The following is a 25,268-nucleotide window of genomic DNA, read 5'->3' as shown; positions in this document are numbered from 1 at the left end:
GCGGGGACCCGGGCGGATCGCGGCGTGGACGCACGGGGCTGGCAGGTGAGGCGGATCACAGGCCAGCCTACCGCAGGAGCCCCTGCACGGCGCCGGCGACGGCGGTCCGGCTGCGCTCGACCAGCAGCTCCCTGTCGAGGTCCATCGTGGCCACGTGCCGACTGCGCGGCAGGGGCACCACCTGGACGGGCGCGCGGCGCAGTCCGCGCAGGAGGGTGCGGTGGCTCGCGGCGGGGACGACGGCGTCGCGCGCCGAGCGGAAGACCGTCACGGGAGCCGTGACCCGGCCGAGCCCGCGGCGCGCCGCCCGCTGGATCGCGCCCACGGCCGCGACGCCGGCCACCGGCGTGCGCTCGTACGCGAGCTCGTCCGCCTCGGGGTCGGCCACGTCGTTGGCGATCGAGGCCACGGTGGGCACCACGTGCCGCAGCAGCGGTGCGGTCGGGGCGAGCGGGCTTGCGAAGCGCAGGGCGGGGTTCACGAGCAGGACGCCCGCCACCGGCCGGTGCGCGGCGGCGTCGAGGGCCAGGGCGCCGCCCAGGGACAGGCCTGCGACGACGACCGGCAGCCCGCGGGCGAGCTCGGCGTCGACGGTCCGGCGCACGGCCGCCCGGATCTCAGGGGCGGGGGTGTCCGCGAGGTCGCGCCAGTGGGTGCCGTGGCCGGGGAGCAGCGGGACGGCGACCTCGGAGCCCGCCGCCGCGAGGCCCTCGGCCCACGCCCGCACGGAGTGGGGACCGGAGGTGAAGCCGTGCAGCATCACCACGGTGTGCGGCACGCGGGCGGGCGCGGCGGGGGGCAGGCGGAACGGGCGGTGCTCGGCGCGGACTTCGGAGTGCTGGACCATGGCGTCAGACTACGACGGACCCCTGCGTAGGATGGTCTCCGCACCCGCCCCGTCTCCGGAAGGCCCCGCCGTGTCCACGTTCTACTGGTCCGCCAAGACCTTCGTCGTGGCCCCCGCCACCCGCGTGCTGTTCCGCCCCTGGGTCAAGGGCCTGGGCAACGTCCCGGCGTCCGGCCCGGCGATCCTCGCGTGCAACCACCTCTCCGTCTCGGACTCCGTGTTCATGCCGGCGATGCTCGACCGCCAGGTGCACTTCCTGGCGAAGAAGGAGTACTTCACCGGACCCGGCGTCAAGGGCTGGGTCACCCGGAAGTTCTTCGAGGCCGCCAACCAGCTGCCCATGGACCGCTCGGGCGGGGCCGCCTCCCTGCGCTCGCTCGAGGCAGGCGTGGACTGCCTGCGCCGGGGGGACCTGTTGGGCATCTACCCCGAGGGGACCCGCAGCCCGGACGGGCGGCTGCACCGCGGCAAGATCGGCGTGGCGAAGCTCGCCCTGGCCACCGGCGCCCCCGTGGTGCCGATCGCCATGATCGGCACGGACCGCGTGCAGCCGATCGGACGCAGCCTGCCCTCGATCCGCCGCCTCGGGATGATCTTCGGCGAGCCCCTGGACTTCTCCGACCGCGTCGCGGACGCGGACGACCCGCGCGTCCTGCGCGAGGTCACTGACGAGGTCATGGAGGCGATCCGCCGGCTCTCCGGCCAGGAGTACGTGGATGCGTACGCCGGGGACGTGAAGGCGGGCCGCGCCGTGGCCCCGCCCCGGAGACGCCCGGGCGCGTGAGGCGCGGGCCGCCGCGCCGCGTCATGCGCGCGCCCCGGCCCCCGGTGCGCCCCTAGCCTGGAGGCATGAGTTCGGACCCCCGCGATCAGATCCTGGCCTTCGGCACCGCCATCACGGAGGGCGCCGCGGACACCCCGGGCCTCGACGACTGGCGCTCGCTGCCCATCACGCAGGCCCCCTCCTGGGCGGACCGGGAGGACTACGAGGCGGCCGTCGCCGAGCTGAGCACCGTGCCCCCGCTCGTCTTCGCCGGCGAGGTGGACGTGCTGCGCACCCGCCTGGCCGCCGTGGCCCGCGGTGAGGCGTTCCTCCTTCAGGGCGGCGACTGCGCCGAGACCTTCGCCGGCTCCACCGCCAACCGCATCAGCGCCCGCGTGAAGACCATCCTCCAGATGTCCGCCGTGCTCACCTACGGGGCGTCGATGCCCGTGGTGAAGATGGGGCGGATCGCCGGGCAGTTCGCCAAGCCGCGCTCCTCGGACACCGAGACCCGCGACGGGGTCACCCTGCCGAGCTTCCGCGGGGAGATCGTGAACGGCTACGAGTTCACGGAGGAGGCGCGCCGCCACGACGCGCGGCGCATGGTGCGGGCCTACCACACGGCCGCCTCCACCCTGAACCTGGTGCGAGCGTTCACGCAGGGCGGCTTCGCGGACCTGCGCAGCGTCCACCAGTGGAACCAGGGGTTCATGGCCAACCCCGCGTACGCGCAGTACGAGGAGCTCGCGGCGGAGATCGACCGCGCCGTCCGGTTCATGGACGCCGCCGGCGTGGACTTCGAGGCGATGCGCCGCACCGAGTTCTACTCCGCGCACGAGGCGCTGCTCCTCGACTACGAGCGTGCGCTGACGCGCGTGGACTCCCGCAGCGGCGACCCCTACGCCACGAGCGCGCACTTCCTGTGGATCGGGGAGCGCACGCGCGACGTGGCCGGCGCCCACGTGGACTACCTCTCCCGCGTCCGCAACCCGATCGGCGTGAAGCTCGGCCCCACCACGACGGCGGCGGACGCGCTCGAGCTCGCGGAGAAGCTGGACCCGGAGCGCGAGCCCGGCCGCCTCACCTTCATCACGCGCATGGGGGCGGGCGTCATCCGCGACGTCCTCCCCGGGATCGTGGAGGGCGTGCGCGATGCGGGCGTGCAGCCGGTGTGGGTCACCGATCCCATGCACGGCAACACGGTCACCGCCGCGAACGGCTACAAGACGCGCCGCTTCGAGGACGTCATGGACGAGGTCAGCGGATTCTTCGAGGTGCACCGCGCCCTCGGCACCCACCCGGGCGGCATGCACGTGGAGCTCACGGGCGACGACGTGGCCGAGTGCCTCGGCGGCTCGGAGCCGGTGAACGAGGCCGACTTCGACGCGCGCTACGAGACCCTGTGCGACCCGCGGCTGAACCATCAGCAGTCGCTCGAGATGGCGTTCGCCGTCACCGACGCGCTCTCCCACCCCGAGCGCGGCTGACCTTCGGCGGGGAGGGCGCCGTCAGAGGCCCCAGACCTCGACGGCGGTGCCCTCGTCCAGCTCCGTCCCGGCGGCAGGGCTCTGGCGCGCCACGACGGGGGAGCGCTCCCGCAGCGGCGTGAGCGGGGCCTCGTGGACGCGCACCGTGAAGCCCAGCTCCTCGAGGGCGGCCCGGGCCCGGGCCACGTCCTGCCCGCCGAGCTCGGGCACGACGCGGCGCGCCGGACCCGCGGACACCACCACGCGGACCGCGGAGTCCGGCGCGGCCTGCGCTCCGGCGGCCGGGGTCTGGAGGAGCACGGTGCCGGCCGGGACCTCGCGGTCGGTCCGCCGCTCCGCCACGCTCACCCGCAGGTGCCCTTCGGCGGCGCGCGCGTGGGCCCGCCTGATGGTGGAGCCCGTCAGGTCCGGGACGGACACGGGGGCCGGGCCGGTGGAGACGGTCAGCTCCACGCGCGTGCCCGGGGCCAGCGGGGCTCCCGCGGCCGGAGCGGCGGCCGCGACCGTGCCGTCCGAGTAGCGCTCGTCGGCCCGGGCCGAGACCTCGACCGCCACACGGGCATGGGCGAGCCGCTCCTCCGCCGTGGCGCGGTCCAGCCCCTCGAGCGCCGGCATGACGGCGACGCCGGCCGCGCCGAGCGGGGCACCGCCCGAGCCGAGCGTCCATCCCAGGAGCAGCGCGGCACCGGTGAGCAGGAGGGTGACCGCCGTGCCGATCGCCACCGTCCTGCCGGCCCCCTCGCCGAGCGGCACCTCGGCCCGGCGCGCGGCGCGACGGCCCTCACGGGCCGGACGGGGGGACCGGGGGGTGGCCGCGGGGCGCGCGCGGGACGCGGCGGGCTCCCGCATGTCAGGACGGTCTCGCGACGCGGGCGGGTCCGTGCGCGGGAGCGGCGCCGGGTCCGCCGCCGGTGCCGGGGATGCCGAGGGTGCGGGCGCCGGGGAGGAGCGGGGCGTGGAGGCGCCGTGGACGGCGTCGAGCACGGCGGTCTCGGGGTCGCCGGAGTGCCGCGGCGCAGAGGCCAGCACCCGCGTCTCGTCGTCCACCGGGACAGGATGGCCGTGGGGACGGTGGTCCAACTCCTCGGGCGTGAGCCGCACGGCCAGGGAGCGCAGCTCGGTGAGGAGCGCCCCAGCGTCGGCGGGACGATCCGCGGGGTCCGGCTCCGTGCACCACAGGACGAGGTCGTCGAGGGGCTCGGGCAGCCCGGGGACCACCGAGGACGGCACGGGCACGCGCTCGTGCACGTGCCGGTAGGCCACGCGGATGGGGGTCGCCGCCGGATAGGGCTGCCGGCCCGTGAGCAGCTCGAAGAGCACGATGCCCGCCGCGTACACGTCGGCGCGGGCGTCCGCGGTCCCGCCCGTGATGAGCTCCGGGGCGAGGTAGGCCGGCGTGCCCACGAGCGCCTGGCCGGTGGCGGTGTGGGTGGTGGCCGCGCGGGAGAGGCCGAAGTCGGCCACGGTGATCCGCCCGTCCGTGGAGACCAGGACGTTCTCCGGCTTCACGTCCCGGTGCACGAGCCCCGCACGGTGGGCCGCCGCCAGGCCGTCCACCGCCGGGGCGAGGACGGCGAGGGCCTCGCGCGGGGTCAGCGGCGCGTCCTCGCGGACCACCGTGCGCAGCGTGTGGCCCGGCACGAGCTCCATGACGAGGTAGGCCAGCACCCCGCCGTCGCCGTCGTCGGTGTGCCCCTGGTCCAGCACCGCGACGACGTGCGGGTGCGAGAGCCGGGCGGCGGTCTTCGCCTCGCGTTCGAAGCGGCCCACGAGGGCCGGGTCCTCCGCGAGGTGCGGGTGCATGACCTTGAGCGCGACCTCGCGGTCGAGGCGCAGGTCCACGGCCCGGTAGACCGTGGACATGCCGCCGCGGGCGAGGCGGTCCCGGACCTCGTAGCGGCCGTCGACGATGCCCCCGACGAGGGGGTCGCGGCGTGTGCTGCTCATCGCTCCAGCCTAGAGGACCGGATCCCGCCCGCGGCGGGCGCCGCTCAGAACATGGCCATCCCGGCCTTCACCTTGGCGATGTAGTCCACGGTGTCCGGGCGGGGGCCGTCGCGCAGCACGCCGCCGAGGCCCTGGTAGTAGGCGCCGATCCCCAGCTCGAGGGTGGGCGTGCGGGCCTGGATGTACTTGATGTACGCGATGCCTGCCGTCACGTTGTCGTACGGGTCCAGCAGATTCAGCTTCCGGCCCACCAGCTGGGACGCGAACTCGCCCGTCACGGGGATGACCTGCATCGTGCCGATCGCGTTGGCGGGGGAGACCGCCCGCTGGTTGAAGCGCGACTCGGTGTACGCGTGGGCCAGGGCCAGGCGCGGGTCGACGCCCATCTTGGCGGCCGTCTCGCGGACGATCTGCTGCATCTGCTCGCGGGAGGGCACCGGCACGGACTGGAGCAGGCGGTAGTTCTCGTTGGCCGCGGCGGTCACGTGCGGCGGGTACGTGTAGTGCAGGAAGGTGTTGCCGATCGGCTGGACGTCCGAGACGGGCTGCGGGGCCACGGCGCCGTTGGAGATCACGAGCACCTGGCCGGGCCGCAGGATGGACTCCGCGGTGATCCTGTTCAGGCTGAGCAGCTGGGAGATGGAGACCTCGAAGCGCTGGGAGATGCCCCACAGGGTGTCGCCGGTGACCACGGTGTAGCGCACGGTGGACGCGGTGGTCGGCGCGGGGGCGGGCGTCGGGGTCGGCGCGGGGGCCGGGGTGGAGGCGGCCGCGCCGGTCTTCAGGACCATGCCGGGGTGGAGCATCGTGGAGGCGCTCATCCCGTTGAGGGACCACAGGGTGGACATGGAGACGCCGGTGCGCTCCGAGATGACCCACCAGCCGTCGCCGGGGCGCACGGTGTAGGTGCCGGACCCGGTGGTCGGCGCGGGGGCCGGGGTGGAGGCGGCCGCGCCGGTCTTCAGGACCATGCCGGGGTGGAGCATCGTGGAGGCGCTCATCCCGTTGAGGGACCACAGGGTGGACATGGAGACGCCGGTGCGCTCCGAGATGACCCACCAGCCGTCGCCGGGGCGCACGGTGTAGGTGGTCTCAGCGGCCTGGGACTGCGCCGGGACGGCGGCCAGGAGCATCAGGGGGACGGCTCCGCCGGCGAGTGCGGAGCGCAGGCGGCGGCGGGCGGGGGTGCGAGCGGAGAGGGGCACGGTGAGGACCTCGGATCCAGGGTCATGCGGGACATGGCGGTGGGGAAGCGCCGGGGGTTCCCCAGCAGTCGGGCGGAGTGGGGGAGCGTGAGCCCTCCCCGTCGTGCCGTGCGACCTCGTCGATGTTATCGGAACGTGATCTGATCTCCTATTCCCTATTGCTGAGGAATTTCTGTGCAGCTCGGACGTCAATTGTCACTCGCAGTTCACCCTGTATTCACCGTCACGGGGGCCCGGAGGCGTCCCGCGGCCGCGCGTACCCTTGACGCGTGACCATTCCTTCCTCAGACTCCCGCGTCCCCGCCGACGCCATCCCCGCCGAGCTCGATGCCCTCGTGGGCGAGTGGCTCGCGCTGCCCGACGTCGCCGAGCGGCTCGACGTCGTGGTGACGCGCGTGCACTCCCTCGTGAAGGACCGCCGCCTCATCGCCGTCCGTCGTCCCGATCCCGCGGTGCGCGCCGTCCCGGCGCTCTTCCTCGACGAGGAGGGGATCCTCGACTCCCTGCGCGGCACGCTCGTGCTCCTGCAGGACGCCGGGTACAACGACGCCGAGGCCCTGCGCTGGCTCTTCACACCGGACGAGTCCCTCCCTGGCCGCCCGATCGACGCGCTGCGCGGCGGACACAAGACCGAGGTGCGGCGGCGCGCGCAGGCACTCGCCTGGTGACGTCGGCCGGGTGAGCCCTCCCGTGGTGCCGCGCGCGCCCCACCTCAGGCGGAGCGGCGGGTGAACGCGTCGATCAGCCCGCTCACCGCAGAGCAGACCGCGTCCTCCACGCCCAGCCCCTCCCAGGCGGCGACCCCCGCGGTCGCCTCGGCGGAGAGCCGGTCGACGTCGGCCGCCACCGCGGCGCGCGCGCCGCACTCCTCCAGGCGGCGCTGCCAGTGGGCCACCCGGTCGTCCGCGAGGTCGGCGTCGCCCAGGTCGGCGTCCAGGGCCTCCGCCTCGGCGGGGTCGAGGAGCGCCGCGGCCCGCGCGATCAGGACCGTCCGCTTGCCCTCCCGCAGGTCGTCTCCACTCGGCTTGCCCGTGAGGGCAGGGTCGCCGAAGACGCCCAGCAGGTCGTCGTGATACTGGAAGGCCAGGCCGAACGGCAGCGAGACCGCCGCGAACGCCTCCAGGAGGGCGTCCTCGGCCCCGGCGAGCAGCCCGCCCAGGGCGAGGGGGTGCACGGCCGAGTAGCGGGCTGACTTGAACTCCACGACGGTGGCCGCGGAACGCACGGCCTCGGCGGGATCCGGGTCCGGGGGCGTCATCTCCGCGAGGACGTCCAGGTACTGGCCGGCCATCACCTCGAAGCGCATCCGCTCCATCTCCGCACGAGCCCGGCCCGCCCGCGGCGAGCCGGCGATCGCCTCGGCGAACGCCTCGTCGCTCAGGGCCAGGCACACGTCGCCGGCCAGGATGGCCGCGGAGACGCCGAAGTGCTCCGCCTCGTGACGCCATCCCGCCGCGCGGTGCGTCGCCTCGAAGTGCCGGTGCACGCTGGGCATGCCGCGGCGCGTGTCCGAGCGGTCCAGGATGTCGTCGTGGATGAGCGCCGCCGCCTGGAAGAGCTCGAAGGCGGCCCCTGCCGTCACGATGCGCGGGTCGGCCGGGTCCGCGCCGGCGGCGCGCCAGCCCAGCCAGCACAGCACGGCGCGCAGGCGCTTGCCGCCCGAGGTGAGCCGGGCGATGGCGTCCACCACCGGCACGGCCCCGGGGTGGATCGCCCGCGCGTCGTCCCGCCGTCGGTCCAGGATCTCCTCGAGCCGGGCCGCGACGGCGGCGCGGTGGGTGTCCGGCGAGGGCGCGTCGGCGGGGGAGGGGCTCAGGGTCGCGGCGTCGGGCATGCCCACACCCTAGCCGCCGGTCACTAGGCTCGACCCATGCCCGCACGCCCGTCCGATGCCGCCGCCGCACCCGTGCGGGAGGCCTCGATCCTGCACGTGGACATGGACGCCTTCTTCCTGTCCGTGGAGGTGCGGGAGCGGCCCGGGCTCCGGGGCCTGCCCGCGGCCGTCGCGTCCCCGATCGGGCGCTCCGTCGTCCTCTCCGCCTCGTACGAGGCGCGCGCGTACGGCGTCCGCTCCGCCATGCCGCTCGCCCACGCCAAGGCGCTGTGCCCCCCGCTCGCGGTGGTGGCCCCGCGGCAGGACGTCTACCGTGCGGTCTCGGCGGAGGTCATGGCGCTGCTGGGGAGCGTCACCCCGGTGATGGAGCAGCTCAGCGTGGACGAGGCGTTCCTGGACGTGGCCGGCGCCCGACGGCGGCTGGGACCGCCCGAGCGCATCGCCCGGCTCATCCGCCGTCGGGTGGCGGACGAGCTGGGCCTGCCCTGCACGGTGGGCGGGGCCGCCGTGAAGTTCGTGGCGAAGATGGCCTCCACCGCCGCGAAGCCGGACGGGCTGCTGATCGTCCCGCCCGAGCGCACCCTCGCCTTCCTCCACCCCCGGCCCGTGGGGCACCTGTGGGGCGTGGGCCCGGTGATGGCGGGACGGCTCGAGACCCGGGGGATCGCCACGATCGGCGACCTCGCGCGGACCGACCCCGAGCGGCTGCGCGGGTGGTTCGGCGCCGCCGGCGCGGCCTGGTCCGAGCTCGCCCGCGGCCGTGATCCCCGCCCGGTGGCCCCGCGCGCGGCGGCGCGCACGGTGGGCGCCGACCACACCTTCGACGTCGACCCCACCGACGGGGAGGCGGTGGCCCTCGAGCTGCTGCGTCTCGGCCACCGGGTCGCGGCGCGGCTGCGCGCCGACGGCGTGGAGGCCGCGGGGGTGACGGTGCGCCTGAAGGACCCTCGCGGCCTGGTGCGCGCCCGCACCGCACGGCTGCCGAGGCCGAGCGCGGCCGCCCACGACCTCGTGGCCGCGGGCCGGCGGCTGGCCGACGAGCTGCTGGCAGAACGCCGTCACCCCGTCCGTCTCGTGGGACTGCGGGCCGAGCGCCTGACGGCAGCGGGGGAGCCCGTCCTCGAGCAGGACGCGCTCTTCCCCGCCGAGGGTGAGGAGCCGGCGGCCTCGTCGTCGGCCTGGACGGAGGCCGAGACCGCCGCCGACGCCGTCGCCCGGCGCTTCCCGGGGGCGGCCGTCCGTCCGGCGTCGCTGCTGCCGGCCCCGCGGCCGGACTCGCGCGGGGCTCCTGGCACGCCCGTCCGGTGAGCACTATCCTGGTCTGACCCGGCGCCCCCGTGCGCCCGCGTCCGCGGCCTCACGGACGACGCCTGTGATCGAAGGAGCGGGAGTGCCTCTCTCGGAGCACGAACAGCGCATGCTGGACCAGCTGGAGCGCCAGCTCAACGACGAGGACCCACGCCTCGCCACCCAGCTCGCGGAGACGTCGCGACCCGCCCTCCCGGTGCGTCGCATCGTGCTGGGGGCGGTGCTCGGCGTCGTCGGCCTGCTCGTCATCCTGGCGGGCGTGTCCACCCACCTCCTCCTCGTCGGCGTGCTGGGAACGCTCCTGCTGGGCGCCGGGATCCTGGTGCTCACGGCACGGGGGCCGGCCCAGGCCGCCCGCCCCGGGCGCTCCGGGCGTCCGACCCCGGACGCCGGGCGGGGCGAGTTCATGTCCCGCCTCGAGCAGCGCTGGGACGAGCGCCGGCGCCGCGAGCCGTGACCGCACCGGCGCGCTGAGCCCGCCGGTGCGGGAGATCCGGTCCGTCCTCGCGCCGCCCCGTCCCCACTCTCCTCCACCAGACCCCTCCACTTTCCTCCTCCACCGCCTCCTCGGCCCTCCATCGGCCCCGATCCCGCCCCGGGATCGGGGCCGGCGGCGTCCTGGGGCTCATCGGCGTGTCCCGGAGTGGGCGGCTCTCCACCGCCCCCCACCCGCCGACGACCGCGGGATTCCGCGGAGGTGAGCGGCGTCATCGGGCCGACGGGAAACGCCGCGCCGACGCGGTGGGAGGAGGGGGTTGTCGGTGGGGGAAAGTGGGGTAAAGTGGAGCACAGGAGAGAGCAGTGGTCCCGACTCTGGTCGGGAGGGACCACTCGGCGAGTCAGGGGGGTGCCATGTTCCTCGGGACCTACACCCCCCGGCTCGACGAGAAGTTCCGGCTGATCCTCCCCGCGAAGTTCCGTGAGGAGCTGTCCGAGGGACTCGTCCTGACGCGCGGGCAGGAGCGGTGCCTCTACGTCTTCAGCGCCCGTGAGTTCGAGAGGGTCCACGAGCAGATGAGGGCGGCTCCGCTGTCCTCCCGCCAAGCCCGTGACTACATCCGCGTCTTCCTCTCGGGAGCGTCGGACGAGGTCCCGGACAAGCAGGGCCGCGTGACCGTGCCCGCTCCGCTGCGCCAGTACGCGGGGCTGGACCGGGACGTGACCGTGATCGGCGCGGGGACCCGGGTCGAGATCTGGGACACCGCGTCCTGGAACGAGTACCTGGCGGAGCAGGAGGCCGCGTTCTCCGAGACCGACGAGGACGTCCTCCCCGGCGTGTTCTGACCACCGACTCACCGACTTCCCCCGCGTGAGACCTCCACCCGACGTCGCCGCACCTGACCCGCCTTCCCCTGGGCCAGGCACGGCGACGGACGGATGGGGATCCCGCCCGAGGGACCATGTCCCACCGATGGATGAGAGCAGGAGCAGGAGGTCGCCCATGGACGCCGACGCCCCCCTCTCGGACCGCTCCGCGGATTCCGCCCCCCGCCCCGAGGACCGCCACGTCCCCGTCATGCGCGACCGTGTGGTCGACCTGCTCGCCCCCGCCGTCCAGGCCGCCGTCGACGCCGGGCGCGTCCCCGTCGCGATCGACGGCACGCTGGGCATGGGCGGGCACACGCAGGCCCTGCTCCGCCGTTTTCCCACGCTGCGCGTGATCGGGATCGACCGCGACCCCCACGCCCTGCGCATGGCGCAGGAGCGCCTCGGGGAGCTCGCAGAGCGCCTCGTCCCCCACCACGGCACCTACGACGAGGTTCACGAGGCCATGGATGCCGCCGGCGTGAGGCGCGTAGACGCGGCCCTCTACGACCTCGGCGTCTCCTCCTACCAGCTGGACGACCGGGAGCGGGGCTTCGCGTACTCCTACGACGCGCCGCTCGACATGCGCATGGACACCACCGCAGAGCGCTCGGCCGCGACGCTGGTGGCGGACCTGGACGAGGACGAGCTGCGTCGCATCATCCGACGCGACGGCGAGGAGCGGTTCGCCGGGCCGATCGCCGCGGCGATCGTGCGCGCCCGTGACGAGGCCCCCATCGAGACCACGGGCCGCCTCGTGGACGTCATCCGGGATGTCGTGCCCGTCTCCGCCGGCGCCAAGGGCGGCCACCCGGCCAAGCGCACCTTCCAGGCCCTGCGGATCGCGGTGAACGAGGAGCTCGACATCCTCGACGCCGCCGTGCCGGCCGTCCTGGACGCCCTCGCCGTGGGAGGCCGGCTCGTCGTGATGAGCTACCACTCGCTCGAGGACCGGATCGCCAAGCGGCACCTGAGCGCCTGGGCCACCTCGACCGCCCCGCCCGGGTTCCCCGTGGTCCTGGAGGAGCACGAGCCCGTGGTGCGCATGCTGACCCGCGGCACCGAGAAGCCCACTTCCAGGGAAATCGCTGAGAACCGCCGTGCCTCCTCCGCGAAAGTGCGTGCGGTTGAGAAGATCAGGGCGACGAGGACACCGCAATGACGGCGTATGAGGAGTTGGGCATGAGCGCACAGGCGCGGATCGAGACCACGCTGCACCCGGTCTCGCCCTACGAGGCGGTCCCGCCGCGGGCCCCCGAGCCGCGCACCCCCCTCTCCGTCGTCCCCGCCCCGCTGCCGCGCTCCGGACCGGGGCTCGTCGTGTTCTGCGTGAGCCTGCTGGTCGCGGCCCTCGCGGCCGTCCTCGTGCTCAACATCACGCTCTCCAACCGTCAGTACGCCCTGCTCGAGCTGCGCGCAGAGCAGCAGACCCTGATGCAGACCAACGAGCGCCTGGCCGAGCAGGTGGGCTACCTCGAAGCACCCCAGAACCTCGCCGCGCGCGCCGACGCCCTCGGCATGGTGCCCCCCGCCGGCACCGCGGCCCTGGACGCCTCCACCGGGGAGTTCTCCGGCGAGGCCGTCGGGGCGGGCACCGGCAGCGTCTCGGCCGCCTTCGTCGCCCCGCCCGCCGGCGCTGACGCGGCGGGCCCCGCGGACGCCGAGGGCCGCATCCCCGCGCCGCGCACGGGGGCCGGCGCGGCCGACCCGGCAGCGTCCGCCCCTGCCTCCGGCGAGCCGTCTGCGCCCGCCGCAGGCCAGCCGGGGCCCTCCGTCGACTGATGACGCGTTCCGCCCCCCACCCCGCCCACGGCGGGTCTCGGGTCCTCTCCGCGCCCGGACTGCCCACCGTCCGCACCCGAGCCGCCCTGCTGGTGGTGTTGGGACTCCTCGCCGCCCTCGCGCTCCGCCTCCTCTTCGTGCAGGGCGTGGACCCCACGGGCCAGGCCGCCAGGGCCATGGACGAGAGGCTGCGCACCCAGACGCTCGAGCCCGAGCGCGGGTCCATCCTCGACCGCGACGGCGACGTCCTCGCCGCCAGCGTCCGCCGCTACGACATCGTGGTGGACCAGCGCCTCGTCAAGGACTTCGACGAGTGGGACCGGGAGAGTGGCGGGGAGAAGCGGGTGAGCGTGGACGAGCGGCTCCGGGAGCTCGCCGGGGTGCTGGAGCTCTCCGAGGAGGAGGTGCGCCGCTCCACCCTCGGCGACCGTCCCTACGCGGTGGTCAAGCGCTCCGTCACCCCCGAGGTCCGTGAGCGGGCGCTCGCCGTCCGCGTGCCCGGCGTCCTGGCCGATCCGGTGGACCGTCGGACCTATCCGAACGGGGCGGTGGCCGGCAGCGTCGTGGGCTTCATGGGCGGCGACGGCGAACCCCTCGAGGGCCTCGAGCTCAGCCAGGACGCCGTCATGTCCGGCACGGAGGGCACGCGCACCTTCGAAGTGGGCGCGGACGGCATCCGCATCCCCAACGCGGAGTACGAGGAGACACCCGCGGTGGACGGTGCGGACCTGCGCCTCACGCTGGACAAGGACGCCCAGTGGTACGCGCAGGAGCAGATGGGCGCCCTCGCGGCCCAGCACCAGGCGGAGTGGGCGAACGCCGTCGTGATGGACGCCCGCACCGGCGACGTGCTGGCCATGGCCGACTCCACCACGGTCGACCCGGCGGAGCCGGACGCCACCGACGCCCGCTTCCGCACGCCCACCACGCTCACCACGCCGTACGAGCCGGGGTCCACGGGCAAGGCCCTCACGCTGGCTGCGGCCCTCGACGCCGGCGTGGTCGAGCCGGAGGACGCCTTCACCGTCCCCAACCGGATGGACTTCCACGGCCAGACGATCAGCGACGCCGGGCGGCATCCGACCTTCGACATGACGGCGGCGGGCATCTTCGCGCGCTCGTACAACACGGGCACGGTCCAGATCGCGGAGCGGCTCACGGACCAGCAGCGGTACGACGCGATGCGCGCCTTCGGGATCGGCCAGCCGATCCCGCTCGGCCTTCCCGCGCCCGCGACGTCCGTGCTCGTCCCGCCCTCCGCGTGGGACGGCCGCCAGCGCCTCGTCACGGCCTTCGGGCAGGGCTACACGCAGACCACCCTGCACACCGCCCAGATGTACCAGGCCCTCGCCAACGGCGGCATGCTCATGCCCGCGCGGCTGATCGACGCGGCCGTCGACGCGGACGGGGCGGAGCGGCGCTGGGAGGACGGGCGCACGCCGCGCCGCGTGGTCTCCGAGGACACCGCGGCAGAGATGCTGCGCATGATGGAGACGGTGATCACCCAGGGGACGAGCGAGGCCGCCGCGATCCCCGGGTACCGCGTGGGCGGCAAGTCCTCCACCGCCGAGGCCGCCGGACAGACCGGGCGCTACGACGGGTACAACTACGGCTTCACGGCGGTGGCGCCGCTGGACGACCCGCGCTTCGTGGTCTCGGTGTCCCTGCACCGCCCCACGGCAGGCGGCAGCTCGAAGGTGGCCGCGGAGGCCGCCGCGCGGATCATGGAGCACATGCTGCGCCAGGCCAACGTCCCCGCCACCGGGGCGGACCCCCACGACTACCGTGTGTTCGTGGACGACCCGCAGGAGCGCCCGTGGTGACGCGAGGACAGACAGTGACGAGCACGGAGGAGCACCCCATGACGCAGACGCCCGGACCCGAGGCGCCGCTGAGCCCGGCGGAGCAGGACGGGGCGTTCCGACCCGCGCACGTGGACCCGCTGCCGTGGGACGCCCTCCTGAGCGCTCTCGAGACCGCCGGGCAGCCTGCCCGCGTGCACGGCGAGGCGCCCGCCGCGGGCCTCACGGGGGCGGCCCTCGACTCACGGGTCGTCCGCCCCGGCGACCTCTACATCGCCCTGCCCGGTGCGCGTGCCCACGGCGCCGCGTTCGCGGGGGCCGCCCTCGACGCGGGCGCCCGCGCCGTTCTCACCGACGCCGCCGGCGTGCGGCTGCTGGCCGAGGCCGGTCGCGACGCCGTGCCCGTCCTGGACGTGGAGTCAGTGCGCACCGCCGCCGGCGTGGCGGCGGCGGCGGTCTACGGCCGGGGCCTGGATGCGGGGCCCCGACTGGTGGGCGTGACGGGCACGAACGGCAAGACCACCACGAGCTTCCTCGCCGCCGCGCTGCTCGAGGCGCTCGGGCGCCGCAGCGGGATCATCGGCACCATCCTCACCCGCGCGGGGGAGCGCACGGTGCCCTCCACCCTCACCACCCCGGAGTCCACCCAGCTGCACGCCCTCATGGCGCTCATGCGTGAGGAGGGCGTGGACACCACGGTCATGGAGGTCTCCTCGCACGCCGTCTCCTACCGGCGCATCGCGGGGCTGCGGTACGCCGTGGCCGGCTTCACGAACCTCACGCAGGACCACCTGGACCTGCACGGCTCCATGGACGAGTACTTCGCGGCCAAGGCCGGGCTCTTCGACGCCGACCGCACGGACCGCGCCGTCATCACCGTCGACGGCGGCGAGGGCCCGCGCTGGGGCCTGGCCATGGCACGGGCCGCGCAGGCGCCTGTGACCACGCTCGCGCTCGGCCCCGCGGCCCCCGTGCCCGGCGCGCTCGCCGAGGAGGACCCGGACTTCCGCGCGGACTGGGCGATCACGGAGCTGACGCCGGACGGCCTCGGCCACCGGTTCACCTTGCACCACGCCGCGTCGGGGCGGGTCCTGCGGGCCTCCGTGGGCCTGCCCGGGCGCTTCAACGCGGCCAACGCGGCGCTCGCAGCCCTCCTGGTGCTGCACGCCGTCGGAGAGGACCAGCTGGACGCGCTCGAGGCCGTGCTGGACGTCCCGGCGGGGGAGGGCCCGTTCGCCGCGGCCGTCCCCGGCCGCATGGAGGTCGTGGGGCGCGAGCCGGACGCCGTGGTGGACTTCGCCCACAACCCCGACGGCATGGTCCAGGCGCTCACCTCCCTCTCGGACGCCCGCGCGGCCGGCGGCCGGACGGGGCGCACGCTCATCGTCTTCGGCGCCACGGGCGACCGCGACGTCACGAAGCGTCCGCTCATGGGGCGGATCGCCGTCGACCACGCCGACGTCGTGATCGTCACGGACGACACGCCCCACTCGGAGGACCCCGCGCCCATCCGCGGCGACGTGCTCGCGGGTGCCCGCGAGCAGGCCGCCCGTGCGGCGGCCGAGGGCCGCACGGTGCTCGTGGAGGAGGTCGTCCCGCGCGCCGCGGCGATTCGGCGGGCCGTGGAGCTCGCGGGGGACGCGGACGGCATCCTCGTGGCCGGCCGCGGCCACGAGACGGAGCAGGACTTCGACGGCGTGGCCGTGCCGCTGGACGACCGCGTCGAGCTGCGCTCCGCGCTGGCCGAGCGCACGAGGGGCCGGTCGCAGGCGTCCTCCGGGGGTAAGGTCGACCCGTCATGATCGCTCTCACCGCCGCCCAGATCGCCGACGCCGTCTCCGGCGCGCTCACCGCCGCCCTCGACCCCGAGACCGTGCTCGTGCACGCCACCCCGGACTCCCGGCAGGTGGAGGGGGCCGGCACGCTCTACATCGCGAAGCCGGGGGAGAGCGCCGACGGCCACGACTTCATCGACGCGGCCCTCGCCGCCGGCGCCTCCGCGGTGCTGGCCGAGCGCGTCACCCGCGCCCCCGACGGCGCGGAGCATCCCGCGATCGTCGTGCCGGATGCGGTGCTCGCGATGGGCGCCCTCGCCCGCGAGGTGATCCGCCGCATCCGCGCGCACTCCGAGACCACCGTCGTCGGGATCACCGGCTCGGCCGGCAAGACCACGACGAAGGACCTGCTGGCGGCCCTGCTGTCCACGCAGGGCCCCACCGTCGCCCCCGTCGGATCCTTCAACGGCGAGGTCGGCGTGCCGCTGACGGCCTTCCGCGCCGAGCTGGACACGCGCTTCCTGATCGTGGAGATGGGGGCCGACCACGTCGGCAACATCGCCTACCTGTGCGACATCGTGCAGCCGGACGTCGGCGTGGTGCTCATGGTGGGCACCGCCCACGCGGGCAGCTTCGGCGGGGTGGAGAACATCGCCACGACGAAGGGCGAGCTCGTCGAGGCGCTGGCCGCCGACGGCGTCGCGATCCTCAACCGGGACGACCCGAAGGTCGCCGCGATGGCCTCCCGCACCCAGGCCCCCGTCACCTGGTTCTCCGCCGACGAGGACGCCCTCGCCTCCGTGGCCGAGGACGTCGCCGCGGGCCGCGCCGCCGCCCTCGTGGCCGCCCGCGACCTGCGCATGGACGCGGAGGAGCGTCCCGAGTTCGACCTCCAGGTCGGCGCCGACCTCGACGCGCCCCGCCACCCGGTCCGCTCGGGCCTGACGGGCGCCCACCACGCCTCCAACGCGCTCGCGGCGGCCGCGGCCGCCCACGCCGCGGGCATGGAGCCCGCCGAGATCGCCCGCGTCCTCGACGGGCTCGGCCCCACGAGCCGCTTCCGCATGGAGCGCACGGACCGCGCGGACGGCGTCACGGTCATCAACGACGCGTACAACGCCAACCCCGAGTCCATGCGCGCGGCCCTGCGGACCCTGGCCACGCTCGGCCGCTCCACGGGGCGCCGCACGTGGGCCGTCCTCGGCGAGATGCTCGAGCTGGGCGACGCCCGCGTGCGCGAGCACACCCTCGTGGGCGAGTCCGTCGTGCGCCTGAACATCGCCCAGCTGCTCGTGGTCGGCGCCGGCGCGCGCCCCCTCTACCTCGCCGCCCTCAACGAGGGCAGCTGGGGCGAGGAGGCCCACTTCGTGGACGACGCCGCGCAGGCCGAGGCGTTCCTCGCCGCGCGCCTCGAGCCCGGCGACATCGTGCTCGTGAAGTCCTCGAACGGGGTCGGTCTAGCCGCCCTCGGCGAGCGGCTCGCGACCGCGGACGTCGACCCCTCCGCCTCCCCCTCCGTCCCGTCTCTCAAGGAGCCCCGCCCGTGATCGGCCTTCTCGTCGGTGGCCTCCTCGGCCTGATCCTCTCGATCGTCGGCACCCCCCTGTTCATCCGGTTCCTCGTGCGGAAGGGGTACGGCCAGTTCATCCGTGACGACGGTCCCACCACGCACAAGACCAAGCGCGGCACGCCCACCATGGGCGGCGCCGTGATCATCGGGGCGCTCGTGCTCGGCTACCTCCTCACGCACGCGGTGCTCGCCCTGATCGGCAGCCCCATGGCCGGCCCCACGGCGTCGGGCCTGATCCTGCTGTTCCTGACCGTCGGCATGGCGTTCGTGGGCTTCGTGGACGACTTCACGAAGATCACGAAGCAGCAGTCCCTCGGCCTCACGGCGCGCGGCAAGATCATCCTGCAGGCGCTGATCGGCACCGCGTTCGCGCTGCTGGCCCTGAACTTCCGCGACGAGCGGGGCCTCACCCCCGCCTCCACCGCGGTCTCCTTCGTGCGCGACGTGCCGTGGCTCGACCTCGCCTTCGCCGGCCCCGTGCTGGCCGTGGTGCTGTTCGTGATCTGGTCCAACCTCATCACCACCGCCACCACGAACGCGGTGAACCTCACGGACGGCCTGGACGGCCTGGCCACGGGCGCGACCGCCATGGCGACCGGCGCGTACGTGCTCATGTCCCTGTTCCAGGCGAGCCAGCACTGCGGGCTCGGCGGAGCGCCCGGGTGCTACGAGGTCCGCGACCCCATGGACCTCGCCCTGCTGGCCGCCGTGCTCACCGGCGCGCTGCTCGGCTTCCTGTGGTGGAACACCTCGCCGGCCAAGATCTTCATGGGCGACACCGGCTCCCTCGGCCTCGGCGGCGCCCTCGCCGGCTTCGCGATCTTCACGCGCACCGAGATCCTCGTGGTGCTGCTCGCCGGCCTCATGGTGGCCATCACCCTCTCCGTGATCATCCAGGTGGGCTGGTTCAAGATCTCCGGCGGCAAGCGCGTGTTCCTCATGGCGCCGCTGCAGCACCACTTCGAGCTGAAGGGCTGGGCCGAGGTCACCGTGGTGGTCCGGTTCTGGCTCGTGGCGCTGATGTGCGTCATCGCCGCCCTCGCCGTCTTCTACGGCGAGTGGCTGCTCGCCCAGGGCGGCCTCGCCGGGGTGACCCCGTGAGCGCCGTCGAGGGGATGGGCCCCGTGCTGAGCCCCCGTGCGGACACCCCCCGCACGGAGTCCCTGCACGGGTGGGACGCGCCGGGCTGGCGCGGCCTGCGCGTCGTGGTCACCGGGCTGGGCGTCAGCGGATTCTCCGTGGCGGACACGCTGGCCGAGCTCGGCGCCGTCGTGACGGTGGTGGACGGCAACGACGGCCCGGAGAACCAGGCCCGCGCGGAGACCCTGCGCATCGTCGGCGTCTCCGAGGTGCTCCTCGACGCCGAGGCGACCCGCTCCCTGCCCGCCGTGGCCGGGGAGCCGGCGGACCTCGTCGTGACCTCCCCGGGCTGGCGCCCGGACCAGCCGCTGCTCATGGAGGCGCACGCCGCCGGCCTGCCGATCTGGTCGGACATCGAGCTGGCGTGGCGCGCGCGGGAGCGGCCCGGCCGCCCGACCGCCGAGTGGGTCTGCCTCACGGGCACCAACGGCAAGACGACCACCGTGACGATGGTCGAGGCCATCCTGCGCGCCGACGGGCGCCGCGCGATCGCGTGCGGCAACGTGGGCACGCCCGTGCTCGACGCCGTCCGCGACCCCGAGGGCTTCGACGTCCTCGCCCTCGAGCTCTCGAGCTTCCAGCTGCACTGGACGCACAGCCTCGCCCCGGCCGCCGCCGCCGTGCTCAACCTCGCCGAGGACCACGTCGACTGGCACGGCTCCCTGGAGGCCTACGCCGCGGACAAGGGCAAGGTCTATCAGAACGCTCGCGTGGCCTGTGTCTACAACGAGGCCGACGCCCTGACGCGCACCCTCGTGGAGCGCGCGGACGTGCAGGAGGGCTGCCGCGCAATCGCCTTCACCACGGGCACCCCCGGGCTGTCCACGGTGGGCATGGTGGACGGCATCCTCGTGGACCGCGCCTTCACCGAGAACCGCCGGCACGAGGCCGTCGCCCTCGCCGCGCGCTCCGACCTGGGCACCGTCGCCCCGAAGCACACGGTGGCGAACGCCGCGGCCGCCGCCGCGCTCACCCGTGCCGTGGGCGTGAGCCCCGAGGCCGTCGCGGAGGGCCTGCGCGGATACGACCGCGGCGAGCACCGCATCCAGCTCGTGGCCACCTCCCGCGACGTGATGTGGGTGAACGACTCCAAGGCCACGAACCCCCACGCCGCCGACGCCTCCCTGGCCGCGTTCACCTCGATCGTCTGGCTCGCGGGCGGACTGCCCAAGGGCGTGACCTTCGACGAGCTCGTGAGCACGCACGCGAGGCGGCTGCGCGCCGTGGTCCTGCTCGGCACGGACACCTCCGTGCTGCGCGCGGCCCTCGCGGCCCACGCCCCGGACGTGCCCGTCCACGCGCCGCTGGCGGCTGCCGACGGCGCCGGATCGCCGGACGGCCCGGCCGTCATGGCCGAGGCCGTGCGGCTCGCGGACAGGCTCGCCCGGCCGGGGGACACCGTCCTCATGGCGCCGGCCGCGGCGTCCATGGACCAGTTCCGCTCGTACGCCGAGCGCGGAGACAGCTTCATCGCCTCCGTCGCGGCCCTGATGCAGGAGCACGGCTGGGACGTGGACGGCGAGGGCCCCGGCCCCGACGCCCCGGACCCGTCCTGACCACCCGACCGACCGCCACCCCGAGGAGCACCATGCCGCACACCGCACCGAGCCGCCCGGCGGCGACGCGCGGAGCGCACGGCGCCCCGGGCCGTCCCGCCCGCCCCGGCAGTCCGATGACCCGGGTCTGGGCGGGCCTGGAGGGCGCCCGCGCCCTGGACCTCTCCGCGTTCCTGATCGGGACCAGCGCGGCCCTCCTGACCGTGCTGGGCCTCGTGATGGTCCTCTCCTCGTCCTCGGTCGAGGCCATCGGCACCGGCGGAGGCTCCTACGACCTGTTCCTGCGCCAGCTCATGTGGGCCGGCGTGGGCGTGGCCGTGCTCATCGGGTTCTCCCTCACGCCCCTGCGGGTGCTGAAGGCGCTGGCGTGGCCGGCGATCGGCATGGCGATCCTGCTCCTGGTGCTCGTGGCCTTCACCCCGCTGGGCGTGGAGGTCGGCGGCAACCGCAACTGGCTCGGCATCGGCGGCTTCCGGATGCAGCCCTCGGAGGCGGCCAAGCTCGCCCTCGCGCTGTGGAGCGGGGCCGTGCTGGAACGCAAGGCCCGCCTCATCTCCCACGTCAAGCACGCGCTGCTGCCGGTGCTCCCCATGGCCGCGCTCCTGATCGGCCTCGTGCTCGCCGGCCGGGACCTCGGCACCGCCCTCATCCTCGCCCTCGTCCTCATGACCGTCCTCTTCGTGGCCGGCACCCACCGGGGGGTGTTCCTCGTCTCCGGAGCCGTGGTGACGGTGGGGGCGATCCTGATGACCGTGTTCGCCCAGCACCGCATGGTGCGCGTGCAGGCGTGGCGCGGGATCTGCGACTTCCCCACGGACCCGTGCTTCCAGCCGGACCACGGCATGTTCGCGCTCGCCTCTGGCGGCTGGTGGGGGGTGGGCCTCGGCCAGTCCCGCCAGAAGTGGAGCTACATCCCGGAGGCGGAGAACGACTTCATCTTCACCATCCTGGGCGAGGAGCTCGGCCTCGTCGGCACCCTCGCCGTGATCCTGGCGTTCGCCGCCCTGGCCGTCGGCATGTACCGCGTGGCCGCCCGCACCACGTCCACGTTCATCCGCCTGACCACGTGGGGGATCCTCGCGTGGCTCGTGGGACAGGCCTTCGTGAACATCGCCATGGTCTCCGGGATGATCCCCGTGGTGGGCGTGCCCCTGCCGTTCATCTCCTACGGCGGCTCGGCGCTCACGCTGTCCCTGGCCGCGGTGGGCGTGGTCCTCTCCTTCGCCCGCCACGAGCGCCAGCGCGCCGCAGAGCTGCGGGCACTGGCCCACGACGACGACGGCGCCGCCGGCCTCGACGACGGGCCGGCGGCCGACGCCGTGCCGGACGCCCGGCCCGCCTCCCGGGCGCACACCGACTCGGCGGAGCCGGAGACCGATCCCATCCCGCTCGTCCGTTCCCCCACCCGTGCACCGCAGGAGTCCTGATGCCGCAGATCCCCGAGACCGACCGTCCGCTCCGCGTCGTCCTGGCCGGCGGCGGCACCGCCGGCCACATCTCGCCCATGCTCGCCATCGCCCGTGCCCTGGGGGCGGACCAGGGGCAGGCCCCCGCCGTGTGCACCATGGTGGGCACCGCCTCCGGCATGGAGACCCGCCTGGTTCCCGAGGCCGGCTTCGAGCTGGACCTCATCGACCGCGTCCCCATGCCCCGACGCCCCTCGATGGACGTCGTCCGCTTTCCGGGGCGCTTCCGCGCGGCCATCGGCGCGGCGAGCCGCATCCTCGCCGAGCGGGAGGCGGACGTGCTCGTGGGCGTGGGCGGCTACGTCGCCACGCCGATGTACCTCGCCGCCCAGCGGGCCGGCATCCCGTACGTGGTCCACGAGGCCAACGCGAAGCCGGGGCTGGCCAACCGCCTCGGCGCCCGCCGGGCCTCGCGCGTCGGCACCGCCCTGCCCCAGACCCGCCTGCCGCGCGCGGAGTGGGTCGGGATGCCCATGCGCCCGGAGATCTCAGGCCTCGACCGCAGCGCCGCACGGGCCGCCGCCCGCGCCGAGCTCGACCTGGACCCGGAGCGCACCACCGTGGTGGTGACCGGAGGCAGCTCCGGTGCGCTGGCCGTGAACCGCACCGTGCGCGAGTCGCTGGACGACCTCCTCGGAGCGGGCCTGCAGGTCTTCCACCTCACGGGCCGAGGCAAGGAGCTCACCGACGACGCCGGCCACCGGGTCCAGCGCGACGGCTACGTCCAGCGCGAGTTCCTGAGCGGCATGGAGCAGGCCTACGCCGCCGCCGACCTCATGGTCGCCCGCTCCGGCGCCGGCACGGTGTGCGAGGTCTCGGCGGTGGGGCTGCCCGCCGTGTTCGTCCCGCTGCCCGTGGGCAACGGCGAGCAGGCGCTCAACGCTGGGCCCGTGGTGGAGGCCGGCGGCGCCCTCCTCGTGCGCGACGACATGTTCCGCGCGGACTGGGTCCGACGCGAGCTGATCCCCCTGGCCACCGACCCCGCGCGCCTGTCCGCGATGGCGGAGGCCTCCGCGCGCCTGGGCGTGCGGGACGCGGACGTGACGATGGCCGGCCTCGTGCGCGCGGCGGCCCAGGAAGGAGCACGGCGATGAGCCACCAGACCACCCCCGCATCCGAGGGGCGCTTCGCCGACCTTGGCCGCGTCCACCTGCTCGGGATCGGCGGCGTCGGCGTCTCCGGCGTCGCGCGCATCCTCCAGGACCAGGGCGTCGCGATCTCCGGGTCGGACGCCAAGGACCTGCCCGTCATGCGCGAGCTCGCCGCGGGCGGGGCCCGCATCACGGTGGGCTACGCGGCCGAGCACGTGGGGGAGGACGTCACCACCGTGATCGCCTCCTCGATCGCCGGCCCGGGCAACCCGGAGCACGACGCCGCCGTGGAGCGCGGCCTGCGCGTGCTGCACCGCTCGGAGGGCCTCGCCCTCGCCATGGCGGGGCACCGGGTGCTCGCCGTCGCCGGCACCCACGGCAAGACCACGACCTCGTCCATGGCGGCGATGGCCTTCTCCTCCGCGGGCTGGGACCCGACGTTCGCCGTCGGCGCCGCCGTCGCCGGGCTCGGCACGAACGCCCAGGCCGGCCGGGGCGAGTGGTTCATCGCGGAGGCCGACGAGTCCGACGGCACGCTCGTGAACTACCCCAGCACGATCGCCGTGGTCACCACCGTGGAGGCCGACCACCTGGACCACTACGGCACGGAGGAGGCGGTGCACCAGGTGTTCCGCGACTTCGCGGCCGGGCTGCCGGCCGCCGCGGACGGCGGAGCACTCGTGGCGTGCCTGGACGACGACGGCGCGGCCGCCCTGGCCGCGTGGGTGCGGGTCCACACCGCGGCGCGGGTCCTCACCTACGGCTCCGCCGAGCGCGACGGAGTGCGTCCGGACCTGCTGGTCTCGGACCTCACGGTGGAGCCGGGGGAGTCGGGGGTGGGCCAGCGCGCCCGCTTCACGCTCGCCGACGGGACCTCCGCGGAGGTCCGGCTGCTGGTGCCGGGACGCCACAACGCCCTGAACGCGGCGGCCGTGGCGCTCGCCGCCGTCGAGGCCGGCATGGCGTTCGAGGACGCCGTACGCGGCCTCGAGGCCTTCCGAGGCACCGCCCGGCGCTTCGAGTTCCGCGGCGCCGGCCGCGGCGTGCGCGTCTTCGACGACTATGCGCACCACCCCACCGAGGTGGCGGCCGCCGTCTCGGCGGCCCGTGCGGTGGCGGACGGGCACCGCGTGCACGTGCTCTTCCAGCCGCACCTGTTCTCCCGGACGCGCGAGTTCGCCGCCGAGTTCGCCTCGGCGCTCTCCGAAGCGGACGTCGTGCGCGTGCTGCCCGTGTACGCGGCCCGCGAGCAGCCGATGGAGGGGGTGGACTCCTCGCTCATCGCGTCCCGCCTGACCACCGCCGACCCGGCAGACCGGGCCGTGGCGGAGGACCGCGCCGCCGCCGTGGCCCAGCTGGCCCGCGGTGCGGCGGACGGCGACGTGATCCTCACGATGGGCGCGGGCGACGTCACCGCCCACGGCGCCGACCTCGTGGCGGCCCTGGCCGACGACGCGGGCACGGCGTCCTCCCCCGCCTCGTGAGCGAGCGGCCGGGCCGTCCGCTGCCTCCCGTGGGGGACGCCGGGTCCACGGTGGTCCGCTTCCCCGGGCGCAGCGCCCGCCAGCGCCGGGCCGCCCGCTGGGCGATCGGCGCCGGCGTTGCCGCGCTCCTGGCCCTCGTCGCCTGGATCCTGTTCTTCTCTCCCGTCCTCGCGGTCGACCGCGTGTCGGTGACCGGCACGCGGCTGGTGGACCGGGCCGACGTCGAGCGCCGTCTCGAGCCGCTGCGGGGCGAGCCGCTGCCGCGCATCGGGACGGGCCGGGTGGAGGGCCTGCTCGCGGACGTCCCGGGCATCGCCGAGGTGCGCTCCGTGGCCCAGCCGCCCACCGGTGTGGAGGTGGTCGTGCGCGAGGAGACCCCCGTGGCGCGGAAGGAGGCGGGGGACGGGGTCGACGTGCTGCTCGCGGACGGCTCCGTCCTGTCCGGCATCGCGGACGAGGCGCCCGGCGTCGGCGCGCTGCCCTCCATGGCGGATCCCCTGCCCGGCGGGGACGAGGCGGTGCGCGCCGAGGCGGCCCGCGTCCTCACCACGCTGCCGGACGCGGTCCGCTCCCGCGTGGAGACGGTGGGCGCGGGCACGCCCGGGCAGGTGAGGCTCGGGCTCGACGGCGGCACGGTCCTCGTGTGGGGAGACGACTCGCACGCCGACCTCAAGGGGGACGTCGTCGAGGCCTTCCTGGACGAGGACGGCGGCGGCCCGGACCTGCGCCGTGTGAAGGAGCTGGACGTCACGGTCCCGGAGCGGCCGATCACCCGCTGACGCGGCTTCCCGAGGGCGACGGGGTCTCAAGGTGAAAGTGAAGATGAAGGTTGTGCGCGACGGACCGGCGCCCCCGCTCGACCTGCTCCGACGAGGGCCTAAAGTTCGACTCTCACGTGAAGGTTGA

At 75.1% G+C, this 25,268-nt stretch carries 21 protein-coding genes; 17 read left to right on the top strand and 4 right to left on the bottom strand.

From position 1 onward, the window contains the following. Positions 1 to 67 precede the first annotated feature (67 nt). A complete protein-coding gene (locus AB0302_RS02445; protein WP_298711340.1) occupies positions 68 to 847 on the bottom strand; it encodes an alpha/beta fold hydrolase in 780 nt (259 codons plus the stop codon). Positions 848 to 917: 70 nt separating this feature from the next. Between AB0302_RS02445 and AB0302_RS02440 the strand changes: the two genes are divergently transcribed. Both AB0302_RS02440 and AB0302_RS02435 read left to right on the top strand, forming a co-directional pair. After that, complete coding sequence (locus AB0302_RS02440) at positions 918 to 1,631, top strand: lysophospholipid acyltransferase family protein (protein ID WP_298711337.1); 714 nt, start codon at positions 918 to 920, stop codon at positions 1,629 to 1,631. Positions 1,632 to 1,696: 65 nt separating this feature from the next. Continuing rightward, on the top strand, positions 1,697 to 3,097 hold the full coding sequence (locus tag AB0302_RS02435; protein WP_298711332.1) for a class II 3-deoxy-7-phosphoheptulonate synthase: 1,401 nt from the start codon (positions 1,697 to 1,699) through the stop codon (positions 3,095 to 3,097). A 21-nt stretch (positions 3,098 to 3,118) separates the two neighbouring features. Here the strand turns inward: AB0302_RS02435 and pknB are convergent, their stop codons facing one another. Further along, on the bottom strand, positions 3,119 to 5,044 hold the full coding sequence (gene pknB / locus AB0302_RS02430; RefSeq protein ID WP_366370418.1) for a Stk1 family PASTA domain-containing Ser/Thr kinase: 1,926 nt from the start codon (positions 5,042 to 5,044) through the stop codon (positions 3,119 to 3,121). Between the two features lie 44 nt (positions 5,045 to 5,088). Further along, positions 5,089 to 6,249: a LysM peptidoglycan-binding domain-containing protein gene (locus AB0302_RS02425; protein WP_366370417.1), complete on the bottom strand. Its 1,161-nt coding sequence runs from the start codon at positions 6,247 to 6,249 to the stop codon at positions 5,089 to 5,091. A 269-nt stretch (positions 6,250 to 6,518) separates the two neighbouring features. Here AB0302_RS02425 and AB0302_RS02420 point away from each other — a divergent pair, with 269 nt between their 5' ends. Then, the gene (locus AB0302_RS02420) at positions 6,519 to 6,917 is read left to right on the top strand and encodes an Rv2175c family DNA-binding protein (protein ID WP_343281957.1); all 399 of its coding nucleotides are present in this window, start codon (positions 6,519 to 6,521) and stop codon (positions 6,915 to 6,917) included. Between the two features lie 44 nt (positions 6,918 to 6,961). Here AB0302_RS02420 and AB0302_RS02415 read toward each other — a convergent pair whose 3' ends face one another. Further along, on the bottom strand, positions 6,962 to 8,083 hold the full coding sequence (locus tag AB0302_RS02415; protein ID WP_366370416.1) for a polyprenyl synthetase family protein: 1,122 nt from the start codon (positions 8,081 to 8,083) through the stop codon (positions 6,962 to 6,964). 36 nt (positions 8,084 to 8,119) lie between these two features. Between AB0302_RS02415 and dinB the strand changes: the two genes are divergently transcribed. The 14 genes from dinB to AB0302_RS02345 all read left to right on the top strand — a co-directional run bounded on the left by dinB (position 8,120) and on the right by AB0302_RS02345 (position 25,141). After that, the gene (gene dinB / locus AB0302_RS02410; protein WP_298985444.1) at positions 8,120 to 9,391 is read left to right on the top strand and encodes a DNA polymerase IV; all 1,272 of its coding nucleotides are present in this window, start codon (positions 8,120 to 8,122) and stop codon (positions 9,389 to 9,391) included. Between the two features lie 82 nt (positions 9,392 to 9,473). Next, on the top strand, positions 9,474 to 9,848 hold the full coding sequence (locus AB0302_RS02405; protein WP_319076108.1) for a DUF3040 domain-containing protein: 375 nt from the start codon (positions 9,474 to 9,476) through the stop codon (positions 9,846 to 9,848). 395 nt (positions 9,849 to 10,243) lie between these two features. Beyond that, entirely contained in the window at positions 10,244 to 10,675 is a 432-nt protein-coding gene (gene mraZ / locus AB0302_RS02400; protein WP_248117707.1) for a division/cell wall cluster transcriptional repressor MraZ, read from the top strand. Positions 10,676 to 10,832: 157 nt separating this feature from the next. Further along, a complete protein-coding gene (rsmH, locus tag AB0302_RS02395; RefSeq protein ID WP_366370415.1) occupies positions 10,833 to 11,858 on the top strand; it encodes a 16S rRNA (cytosine(1402)-N(4))-methyltransferase RsmH in 1,026 nt (341 codons plus the stop codon). Between the two features lie 20 nt (positions 11,859 to 11,878). Continuing rightward, complete coding sequence (locus tag AB0302_RS02390) at positions 11,879 to 12,478, top strand: hypothetical protein (RefSeq protein ID WP_366370414.1); 600 nt, start codon at positions 11,879 to 11,881, stop codon at positions 12,476 to 12,478. Beyond that, entirely contained in the window at positions 12,478 to 14,301 is a 1,824-nt protein-coding gene (locus AB0302_RS02385) for a penicillin-binding protein 2 (protein ID WP_366370413.1), read from the top strand. The genes AB0302_RS02390 and AB0302_RS02385 overlap by 1 nt, the downstream gene beginning before the upstream one ends. Before the next feature lie 38 nt (positions 14,302 to 14,339). Next, the gene (locus tag AB0302_RS02380) at positions 14,340 to 16,082 is read left to right on the top strand and encodes a UDP-N-acetylmuramoyl-L-alanyl-D-glutamate--2,6-diaminopimelate ligase (protein ID WP_366370412.1); all 1,743 of its coding nucleotides are present in this window, start codon (positions 14,340 to 14,342) and stop codon (positions 16,080 to 16,082) included. Then, a complete protein-coding gene (murF, locus tag AB0302_RS02375) occupies positions 16,079 to 17,602 on the top strand; it encodes a UDP-N-acetylmuramoyl-tripeptide--D-alanyl-D-alanine ligase (RefSeq protein WP_366370411.1) in 1,524 nt (507 codons plus the stop codon). The genes AB0302_RS02380 and murF overlap by 4 nt, the downstream gene beginning before the upstream one ends. Next, the gene (gene mraY / locus AB0302_RS02370) at positions 17,599 to 18,726 is read left to right on the top strand and encodes a phospho-N-acetylmuramoyl-pentapeptide-transferase (RefSeq protein ID WP_298711296.1); all 1,128 of its coding nucleotides are present in this window, start codon (positions 17,599 to 17,601) and stop codon (positions 18,724 to 18,726) included. The genes murF and mraY overlap by 4 nt, the downstream gene beginning before the upstream one ends. A 14-nt stretch (positions 18,727 to 18,740) precedes the next feature. Further along, on the top strand, positions 18,741 to 20,321 hold the full coding sequence (gene murD, locus AB0302_RS02365; RefSeq protein ID WP_366370441.1) for a UDP-N-acetylmuramoyl-L-alanine--D-glutamate ligase: 1,581 nt from the start codon (positions 18,741 to 18,743) through the stop codon (positions 20,319 to 20,321). A 32-nt stretch (positions 20,322 to 20,353) separates the two neighbouring features. Beyond that, the gene (gene ftsW, locus AB0302_RS02360; protein WP_366370410.1) at positions 20,354 to 21,748 is read left to right on the top strand and encodes a putative lipid II flippase FtsW; all 1,395 of its coding nucleotides are present in this window, start codon (positions 20,354 to 20,356) and stop codon (positions 21,746 to 21,748) included. Further along, entirely contained in the window at positions 21,748 to 22,881 is a 1,134-nt protein-coding gene (murG, locus tag AB0302_RS02355; protein WP_298711290.1) for an undecaprenyldiphospho-muramoylpentapeptide beta-N-acetylglucosaminyltransferase, read from the top strand. Before ftsW ends, murG begins: the two co-directional genes overlap by 1 nt. After that, positions 22,878 to 24,362, top strand: a complete 1,485-nt coding sequence (gene murC, locus AB0302_RS02350) for a UDP-N-acetylmuramate--L-alanine ligase (protein WP_366370409.1) — start codon at positions 22,878 to 22,880, stop codon at positions 24,360 to 24,362. Before murG ends, murC begins: the two co-directional genes overlap by 4 nt. Positions 24,363 to 24,391: 29 nt before the next feature. Further along, a complete protein-coding gene (locus tag AB0302_RS02345) occupies positions 24,392 to 25,141 on the top strand; it encodes an FtsQ-type POTRA domain-containing protein (protein ID WP_319076125.1) in 750 nt (249 codons plus the stop codon). The last annotated feature ends 127 nt before the right edge of the window (positions 25,142 to 25,268 follow it).

The sequence above is a fragment of the Micrococcus sp. NPDC078436 genome, assembly GCF_040702705.1.
In the GTDB taxonomy this organism is placed as follows: domain Bacteria; phylum Actinomycetota; class Actinomycetes; order Actinomycetales; family Micrococcaceae; genus Micrococcus.
This window is presented reverse-complemented; position numbering and strand designations above follow the sequence as displayed.